The organism is Streptomyces sp. NPDC014907, from assembly GCF_055562975.1.
Window position 1 is genome coordinate 20,214 of sequence record NZ_JBVHEG010000019.1, and the last position, 7,615, is coordinate 27,828.

The following is a 7,615-nucleotide window of genomic DNA, read 5'->3' on the forward strand; positions in this document are numbered from 1 at the left end:
TCGTACGAGAATAGGGGAGGGGAACGATGCCATCACACGCGCCCGATGTCGTAGCCGGACCAGCCTGGGTGCCGCCCGCCGGAAAACCGCCGCTGTCCTCCCGGATGATGAGGGCGACCTGGCGAGGCCTGCCGGCGAAACGGCACGAGGTCGGATGGGAGCCGGGACTGTTGGTGCCGGCCGCCGACGGCAGCCCGTTGATCACTGACCACTACTTCCCGCGCGCCCAGGGCGACTTCCCCACCATCCTGGTCCGCTCGCCCTATGGCCGAGGCCTGCCGTGGTCACCCCAGTTCGGCCTGCTCTTCGCCGAACAGGGCTTCCACGTGATCCTGCAGAGCTGCCGCGGCACCGGAGGTTCGGGCGGTATGTTCGATCTGTGGCGCAACGAGGCCGCCGACGGCCAGGCCACAGTGTCCTGGCTGCGCGAGCAACCATGGTTCAACGGAACACTGGGGACCGTCGGCCCCAGTTACCTGGGCTACGTGCAATGGGCCCTCGCTTTGGACCCACCGCCAGAACTGAAGGCAATGGTGGTACAAGTAGGGCTGCACGATCCCCACGCCCTGTTCCACGCAGGCGGTGCGCTTCTCCTGGAGAACGCCCTCGCCGTGGGCGTGGGCATGAACTACCAGCACCAGGGCATGGCACCGTTCCTCAAGGCGACGCTGCGCCTGCAGCGCCGCCTGCGCGACGTCACCACCGCGCAGCCCCTGCGTAGGGCATACGTGTCAGCCCTCGGCAGCGAACTGCCTTGGTTGGACGACGTGATGACACACCCGGACGCCAAGGACGCCTATTGGCACGGCGCGTCGTTGACGGAGTCGGCGGAGCGGCTCCACGTGCCCACGGCTCTGATCACCGGATGGCACGACGCACTGGTCGACCAGACCTTCGAGCAGTATGACCGGCTGCGTCAAGCCGGATGTGAGACCGCCCTGCTCGTTGGTCCCTGGACCCACACTTCGGCCCTGCAGCAAGGATGGCCCGAGGTATTCGCCGAAAGCCTCGCGTGGCTGCGCGCCCACCTGTACGCCGATCCCTCCGGCCTGCGTCCCACCGCGGTACGTGTGCACATCGGCGGCGAAGACACCTGGCGGGACCTCGACGACTGGCCGCCGACCGCGGCTGCCACCTCGTGGTACCCCATCCCCGGCGGGCATCTCACCCAGCAGGCCCCCGCAGACTCCGCACCCGTGGCGGCGTTCCGCTACGACCCGGCCGACCCCACCCCCTCGCTGGGCGGCCCACTGCTCTCCCGCACCGCCGGTCCCCGGAACAACGCCACTCTGGAGGCCCGGGACGACGTCCTGACATTCACCGGTCCACCGCTGACCGAGCCCATGGACATCCTGGGCCCCGTCTCCGCACGGCTGAGCATCTCCACGGACACCGGGCACGCCGATGTCTTCACACGCCTGTGCGACGTAGACCCACAAGGCCGCTCCGTCAACATCTGCGACGGGTTCGGCCGGCTACGGACGGCCGAACAGACGCCCTCGCAGGTCACTGTGCCGATGAGCTCCACCGCCCACCGCTTCCCCGTCGGCCACCGCATACGCTGGCAGATCAGCGGAGGCGCCCACCCACGCTACGCCCGCAATCCCGGCACCGGTGAGTCGCCGGTGGACGCCACCACCTTCACACCGGTGCGCATCACGCTCCACACGCACTCGACACTGGTACTTCCCGGCAGCTCTGGTCTCGCGTAATTCGCCAGCCCTCCGGGAACAGTCGACGAGCCGGGCCGTCCGGCCCGGCTCGCTCCTCCACGCCCTCTTCGCCGTCCACGCCAACCAAGTCAGGGTTACGCAGCGGTTGAAGCGTTCGACCTTGCCGTTGGTCTGGGGCCGGTAGGGCCGGATCTTCTTGTGCCGGATACCGGCCGCGGTCAGCGTCCGGGTGAACAGCTCGGACTTGTAGCAGGAGCCGTTGTCGGTCAGCACGCGTTCGACGGTGATGCCGTGAGCCTGGAAGAACGCGTTCGCGCGTTGCCAGAAGGCGATGGCGGTGTGCCGGCGTTCGTCGGGCGGGCCCAGGATCGGGCCGGGCCGGGTTTGCGGGTCCGGCGCAGGTCGCGGACACGGGTCTCCAGTGCGGCCGGGGTGCGGTGCGGTGTCCTGTGCGGCCGGCCGGAGCGGTCGTGCAGGCCCGCATCGCCCTCGGCCCGCCACCGGCGCATCCACTTGTGGGCGGTGGCCCGTGGGATGCCCATCTCGGCCGCCACGTGCGCGACCGGACGGCCTGAGCGGACACGTTCGACCAGCAGCCGTCTCCCGAAGACGGTAAGCCGGGCATTACTGTGGGACACGAAGACCTCCGTGCGGTGCAGTCCTAGACAGCTCCACCACACCGGAGGTCTTCGCCATGATCAAGAACCGCGACCGTCAACAACGCTCGTGATCAATACACCTAGCCGCCCGGCGTGACGACGTCCCCGCCGAGGCCCACGTACACCGCGTCGAACACCGGCCGGTGCTTGAGGTCCGTCAGACCGCTGTACCGCCGGTAGTTCTTCGCGGTGTCGGCGGGGTTGTCGTTCTTCTGGCGGATGAGCAGGGTCGTCGAGCCGCCGCCGTCGAGGTTGATCGCGTCCATGACGCGAAGCTGCGTGAGCGGCCGGGTGACGTCCGCGAAGAACCCGCCGTCGAAGACCGTCACCTCGGCCTCGCCGGTGTCGGGGTTCTCGTCGCGGGGCCCGGTCAGGGTCGCGATGACGGTGCGGCCCCGGTCGTCCACGCCCACGACGGTGCGGGAGTCCTTGCAGATGATCTGGTCCCCGCTGCTCACCAGGCGGGCGCAGGACGTGGGGTTGCCGTCCTTGTCACGGTTGCCGGTGAACTTGTTGACGCCGTCGAGGATCAGGCGGTGGCCGCCGGACACGATGTCGACGGACTCGTTCAGGGGGATCTCCCGGCCGTCGGAGACGTCGGTCACCTTCTGCTCGATGGTGAGCCTGGCCCCGGCCTCGTACATCTCCTTGAGCCACGCGGTGGGGGCCGCGCCGACGACCTGGAGGATGTGCTTGCCCCGGGGGACGTCCTTGCCGCCGCGGACGCTGGTCCAGGTGGCGGGGCGGGTCAGGCCGCCGTCGGGCTCGACGACCACCTCGAAGCCTTCGGCGTTGTCCGAGCCGATCGCCGGGTTCAGGTCCGGCCTCGGGGTCTTCATCCCGTAGCGGTCGTTGAAGAGGACGAACTCCGTGGGGTCCTGGTACACGGTCATCGACCGGCCTTCGGAGTCCTTGTACTCCCTGCCCTCCTTGTCCGCCGGATCGGCCGGGTCCTTGTCGCCGACGCCGTCCACCGCGTCGCGCGGGCAGGCCAGCGCGCCGCCCGGATTGCGGTTGACGTCGTCGACGACCTGCCGGGCGGAGCCTCCGCCGGAGGGGGCGCGGTCGCTCGTCACCGCGAGGGACGTCGCCACCTCCGTGATGTACGGGATGCCGTACTGGAGGACCAGGGAGCGGCGGCTCGCCTTGTCGGGGTTGCAGGCCGCGCCCAGCAGGACCCCGTCGCGGACGGTGGCCCCGTAGCTCTGCACGGACTCCTCCTCGTCCGCGGCGGCCTGCGGGTGCCGGCCCTCGGGCGTGAAGAAGCTGCCGTTGATCCCGGCGACCGGAAGGTGCCTGTTGGCGTTCAGCTGGTCGCGGACGATCTCGGCGTCGCCCGAGGCCCTGCCGTAGGTGCTCTCGATCCGCAGGGAGCCCTTCGCCGGATCGATGCGCAGGACGTTCAGTTCGCGGCGCGGCAGGCCGTGGCGGAGGTCTCCCTCCGGCACGGCGGCCTCGCGGTAGCGGAAGTGCTCCACGCCCGGCGCGAGCACCTTGGCGGGGTCCGTCTCGACGATGGCCTCCCAGCCGGTCAGCTGCGGCGCGGAGGTGTCGGCGCCCGCGCTTCGCGCACCCGGCACCGGGAGGAGGAGGGCCAGGGAGAGCGCGGTCGCGCCGGCGAGGACCGCGTGGCGGCGTGATGTCGTCACGAGCAGTCCTCGGTGTCGCTGAAGCGGTGGGAGTTGAAGGTGTTCGCCTGGCTGCCGACGACCGAGGTGCCGTCGCCCGGCAGGACCCGGAAGGGCCGGTCCGCGGCGGTGAGCTGGTCGAGGTGCTTGGTGAAGAAGCAGGCGGAGCGGCCCGTCCGGTTCAGCACCGACTCGATCTGGTTCGCCCAGAGGTCGGGGTGGTAGGCGCGGTAGTCCTGTGTGGTGCTGGTCATCCGGCCCCGCCCGTTCGCCTCCTGGAACAGGCAGAGCGTGTCGTCCGGGCAGCGCTCGTAGCCCGTGAAGCAGTGGCCCTGGGAGGGCGCCAGCTTGTGGGAGCTCAGGGTGCCGTCCACACCGGGTGCCACGGCCGCGAGGTTCGCCCGGGCGCCCGGCGGGACGGGCTTCACCTCGCCGCCGTAGCGGGCCTCCCCGTACAGGCAGGCCCAGTAGGGGGAGTTGTTGAGGAGGGACGCCGCGCGGCCGTCCCAGGCTCCGTACGACTGGGCGTCGGCGTTCGCGGCCAGGTCGTACGCGTGGACGGCGTCGCCCTCGTCGCTGGCGCCGTCCTGGGCGCTGTACAGGCACAGCGACTTCTCCGGACAGGATTCGTATCCGGCGGCGTTCGCCGGGAGCGCGACGAGCGCCGATCCGAAAAGCGCCAGGGCCGTCGCTATCAGGACCCCGCGCAGGGTGGTGGTGTTCACCGGTTCCCCCTAGTGGATGAGACGTGAGCGGTCACGACCCGGCCCGGCCCGGGGCACGGTCGCGGGGGCGGGCTCGTTCCGCATCGGTGAGCGCGTCCTCACGACGTCGTGCGATCCGCGCGGGTGCCCCCGCCGTTCGACGGGCCGGCCCGTGTCGGACGTGCGGTCACGCGGTCCGCGGGACGGGACGGAGCTCTTGTGCGGCGGGGGAGACGGGTCCTGTGACCAGGCGCATTGTCGTCCGGCTCCCCGTCCGGATCAAGCGCGGGGCGACCGGTGACCGGATCGTCGCACATGTCCTGCCGGGCGTGGTGATCATGTACCGCGACGCCGGTGCCGCCGTACCGCCCGCGGCCGGCGTGCCGCCGGCGGCACGGGGTTCCCCACGGGCCGTTCCCCGAGCAGCCCGGCGAGACCGCGGCGGGTCGCCGCGATCACGACCCTGTCCTCCGGCCGCAGCACGTAGCCCGGGGGCGGGCTCCACAGGAGCTGCGGTCGTTCGCCGTGGTGACGGGACGAGGCGAGATCGGGGCGGCGGGCTTCGGGGGAGGCGGTGTCGAGCGCGAGCACGCGCCACGCCCCGGGACGGAAGGACGCGGCGACGGTCCGGCCCTCGAACTCCGGATGCCCGGCCACGGGGAGCGCGGCGAACAGCAGGACCCTGCGCTCCACGGGGATCGCCCCGAGGATCTGCCGGCCCATCATGGCGCCCGCGAAGGCGGGCGCGGCCAGGTGGGAGACGCTGCGGCTGCGGGTGAGGGCCCCGGGATGGGCTGCCCGCAGGGTGCGGTGGACGGCGGTGGCGAAGCCGTCGTCGTACAGGCGGAGGGCGACGCGCAGGTCGGGCCTGACGGTACGGGCGTGGAGCGCCGCCTCCAGGTTGGTGGTGTCGGAGCTGGTCAGGGCGAGCAGGGCGTGTGCCCGGTGGATTCCGCCCGCTTCCAGCACGCCCTCCTCCGTGGCGTCACCGAGGACGACCGGTACGCGAAGGCCGCGCGCGAGGGGGATGCCGCGGGCGTCGGGGTCCTCCTCGACGCAGACGACCGGGATGCCGAGTTCCCGCAGGCGGGCGAGGACCCGGGTGCCGACCTTGCCGAGACCGAGCAGGACGACGTGGCCGGACAGGCCGCGGGGCGGCCGGCGCAGCGCGCCCGCCGCGCGGAAGGTGCCGAGCGCCTCCAGCGCCCCGGCGACGAGGAGGGGGAGCAGGGCGAGGCCGGCCAGACCGGTGAGGAGCTGGAGGACCTGGTGGGTGACCGGTGCGCCGATCGCGGGGTCGTTGATCGAGAACAGGTCGAGCAGCGTCACGTACGCGGCGCGCACGGGACCCGCGTCGGTGAGCAGGGTGGTGACCAGCGTCAGGACGAGTACGGAGAGCGCGACGGCGACGAGTGCCCGGCGGAAACGGCCGGAGAAGAGTTCGCGCAGGGGCACCCCGCGTCCGGCCGGACGCCGTGGGGGCCGAGCGGGACCGGCGTACCGGAGGGTCTCCAGGACGATGCTCCCGCGACCGGCCGCCTCCTCCACGGTCCGGTCGTCGGGCAGGAGGTGAGGGGCCTGGGAGCCGCTGGAGTCCGAACCCTCGGCGCCGGAGGGGTCGTCGGCCGTGGAGGACAGCAGCGCCAGGGTGCACAGACCGGGGTCCGGGACCTCGCCGTGCCCGGACGGCACGCGCTCGGCGGCGCGCAGCAGCACGCCGTCGGCCTGGACGACCTTGCTCGTGCCCGCGACGGCGGTGGCGACGAGCGCGGGAGCGGCGGTGTCCGCGTCGGACAGGACCGTGGTGGACGCCTCCAGGAGCGCCCGGTCGGTCTCCGGCGCCGTCAGGAGGGCGGCCTGGTCGAGGATCTCCTCCAGACGCCGGCCGAGCTTCCGGTTGTACATGCGGACCACGAGCCGCAGGCCGGGGGCGAGACGGCGGGCGGTCAGCGCGGCGCGCAGGTTGGTCTCGTCGTCCTCGTAGAGCAGGGCGAGGGCGGCGGCCCGGTCCGCGCCCGCCCGCCGCAGCGCGGCCTCGGTGGGCGCCGCCGACACGACGTCGCGCGGGGGAGCGGACACGGCGCCGGCGGTCTCCGCCGCAGGGGGACGGCCGGAACGGCGCGGTACCCGTATCGCCCGGATCAGTACGGCGGGCCGCTCATCCGCCCCCTCCCCGGCCGGGCCGCCGGGAGTGACCAGGACGACCCGCTGCCGGTAGACCTCCCGCAGCTCGGCGCAGAGTCGGAGGGCGAGTCCGTCGTCGCCGCACACCACCATGTGGCCGCTCTCCCGGTGCGGTCCGGCCTCCGTGTGTGGTGGCGTGATCATGATTCCCCCCGCTGTCGGGACGGACCCGCCCGCGTGCGCGGGCGGATCGGGTGTCCTTGCTTCTCCGGCCCCCGGGGCGCTCCACGGGCGGTCCCACGGGACCGGCCGGTCCCGTGCCGGGGAACCCCGGAGCCGCGCCTAGCCGGCCTTTTCCGCCTCCTCCTGTCCGCTGATCTCGACCGGCGTGCCCGTGGTGCCCGGAGCGAACCGGGGCTCGGACGCCCCGTGCTTGCCGGTGAGGTTCTGGAGGAGGGAGGGGAGGTCGATTCCGGTGGTGGTGGTGAGGAGTTCGATGCCCTGGGTGACGTTGTCGGTGACGGTGCGGGTGAGGTGGTGGGCGCCGTCGGTGGAGATGACGGTCATCTTGTCGATGGCGGACAGCGGTTCGGACGCCTTGGCGACGACCTGCGGCAGGACCTCGACGAGCATCTGCAGGACGGCCGCGTCGCCGTACTGGGCGAAGGCGTCGGCCTTCTTGCGCATCGCCTCGGCCTCGGCGGAGCCCCGGGCGGCGATGGCGGCGGCCTCGGCCTCGCCCTCGATGCGCACGGCGTCGGCGAGCGCCGCGCGGTGCGCCTTCTCGCCCTCACCGGTCAGGCGGGAGCGCTGGGCGTCGGCCTCGG

The 7,615-nt window shown here is 72.4% G+C and carries 5 protein-coding genes and 1 pseudogene; 1 reads left to right on the forward strand and 5 read right to left on the reverse strand.

What is annotated here, in order from left to right; translation table 11 throughout:
* The first annotated feature begins 107 nt into the window (after window positions 1-107).
* Complete coding sequence (locus tag ACZ3IL_RS28685; RefSeq protein ID WP_467395025.1) at window positions 108-1,712, forward strand: CocE/NonD family hydrolase; 1,605 nt, start codon at window positions 108-110, stop codon at window positions 1,710-1,712.
* Between the two features lie 84 nt (window positions 1,713-1,796).
* On the opposite strand, the pseudogene ACZ3IL_RS28690 reads toward ACZ3IL_RS28685, so the two are convergent.
* The 5 genes and pseudogenes from ACZ3IL_RS28690 to ACZ3IL_RS28710 all read right to left on the reverse strand — a co-directional run.
* Window positions 1,797-2,311: pseudogene (locus tag ACZ3IL_RS28690) on the reverse strand (helix-turn-helix domain-containing protein); the annotation flags it as partial.
* A 101-nt stretch (window positions 2,312-2,412) separates the two neighbouring features.
* Window positions 2,413-3,981: a phosphodiester glycosidase family protein gene (locus tag ACZ3IL_RS28695; RefSeq protein ID WP_467395009.1), complete on the reverse strand. Its 1,569-nt coding sequence runs from the start codon at window positions 3,979-3,981 to the stop codon at window positions 2,413-2,415.
* Entirely contained in the window at window positions 3,978-4,685 is a 708-nt protein-coding gene (locus tag ACZ3IL_RS28700) for a peptidase inhibitor family I36 protein (RefSeq protein ID WP_467395010.1), read from the reverse strand. Before ACZ3IL_RS28700 ends, ACZ3IL_RS28695 begins: the two co-directional genes overlap by 4 nt.
* 315 nt (window positions 4,686-5,000) lie before the next feature.
* Window positions 5,001-6,992: an NAD-binding protein gene (locus tag ACZ3IL_RS28705; RefSeq protein ID WP_467395011.1), complete on the reverse strand. Its 1,992-nt coding sequence runs from the start codon at window positions 6,990-6,992 to the stop codon at window positions 5,001-5,003.
* Window positions 6,993-7,130: 138 nt separating this feature from the next.
* On the reverse strand, window positions 7,131-7,615 hold a 485-nt coding region (locus ACZ3IL_RS28710), incomplete at its 5' end, for a flotillin domain-containing protein (protein ID WP_467395013.1).